Origin of the sequence: Nostoc sp. 'Peltigera membranacea cyanobiont' 213 (assembly GCF_002245975.1) — a bacterium.
GTDB lineage: Bacteria > Cyanobacteriota > Cyanobacteriia > Cyanobacteriales > Nostocaceae > Nostoc.
In genome coordinates this window covers 1-1,391 of sequence record NZ_NOLI01000358.1, presented here as the reverse complement: position 1 = coordinate 1,391, position 1,391 = coordinate 1, and the positions used below count along the sequence as shown (strand labels likewise).

At 39.3% G+C, this 1,391-nt stretch carries 3 protein-coding genes; all 3 read right to left on the bottom strand.

Annotated features, from left to right (window positions below):
* Window positions 1–248 (bottom strand): peptide-methionine (S)-S-oxide reductase (locus tag CDG77_RS34915; RefSeq protein WP_190234167.1); only part of this gene is annotated, 248 nt, incomplete at its 3' end.
* An 81-nt stretch (window positions 249–329) separates the two neighbouring features.
* Window positions 330–485, bottom strand: a complete 156-nt coding sequence (locus CDG77_RS39310; RefSeq protein ID WP_442937405.1) for a hypothetical protein — start codon at window positions 483–485, stop codon at window positions 330–332.
* 447 nt (window positions 486–932) lie between these two features.
* Window positions 933–1,316, bottom strand: coding sequence for a 2Fe-2S iron-sulfur cluster-binding protein (locus CDG77_RS34905; protein WP_223270172.1), 384 nt, complete (start codon window positions 1,314–1,316; stop codon window positions 933–935).
* Between the last annotated feature and the right edge of the window lie 75 nt (window positions 1,317–1,391).

Below are 1,391 nucleotides of genomic sequence, written 5' to 3'. Positions count from 1 at the left end.
TCGCCTCCAGAAAAGCCAGAAACGACATCAGAAACACCTAATAGATGCTCAAAAACTGCTTCCATTCCCCAGTAGCACCCACCAGCGAAAACCGCTACTTGCTTTCCCTGCGGTGCAGCATTCGAGATATCAGTGGCGGGAGCAGGAAGTATCACACGAGATGCACCGTATAGGAGTAAAAAAATCAGCGAAATGATGGACAAGTTGCGTAATAAGTGACGGGAGAGAGTAAAGTTATGAATTGACATTCGGTTGTGAATTCCTTTATTTAATAGACCAAGCTAAGGTTTCTTTGAGAATAGAATTTTCATCATTCCAAATAGCGATGTCTACGACGGGCTATTCGGCGTCGCAAAACAAAGCCGTTGATGATTATCAGAAATACCAAAAATACCATCTTCACCCCAACGGTAGGCGCGAGAACTGGCTTGGTCATGGGTGAAATAGTCCCATCCAGTACTGTTAGGACTGTAGTCTTCGCACACCCCTTCCCATTAGCGATCGCTTAAATATCAACCCATCTGTGCCAATAAGCTATGTGATGTAAGGCTTTTGCAAATCTAATTTCTTCTTGGGTTGGAGTTGTCATCATCTCACTCTGTGCATATCTGCACTTTAGTTGCTATATGAATTATCACGTTTTTATCAAAGATGGGGCTGATATTTTGATTAAAATTTGCTAGGTGAATTGATAAATAAAAATCTAGGATACACTCAGCAAAAAATTATATTAAGTTTTATTAATAATCTAAACGTTGAACTCTGGGATAATAGATATGGATAGACACCGCAAGATACTGGTTAATAATTATGAGAAATTTGCTGATGAACTACTTACTAAAGCAGTTACTCCTTATGGTGCTAGAGTTTGTCCAAAGGTCGGATTGTGATAGATAATATGCTTGATATTACTTGATTATCAGAGGAATTTATTAAATATCCAACACCAATTTTGCCGTTCCAGGTTGAGAAATACAAATCAACACCGAACCCTGATCAGTTGTTGCAGTTGGTTCTTTTTGGTAAGCAACTACACCTTCGCGGATTTTACACATACAAGTACCGCAAACACCTACACGACAACTAAAAGGTGGATTAATATCATTGGCTTCGGCAAATTCTAGGATCGTGCCATCACTAGGTTGCCATGTCAAAGTTTTGCCAGATTTTGCAAAGACAATTTCTGCAAATGTTTCATCTCCAGTTGCAATCGCAGTTTGTTTCTCAGACTGAGTTTTCATCGGTTTACCGAAAGATTCAAAGAATACTCTACTGTCAGGTACTCCCGATTCCTTCAAACCTTGCATAATAGACATTGGTTGCCTAACTTGCGAGAATTACTGCCATCCAGTTTGCTTGAACAAATTAAAAAAAACGCTTCTGACTATGAA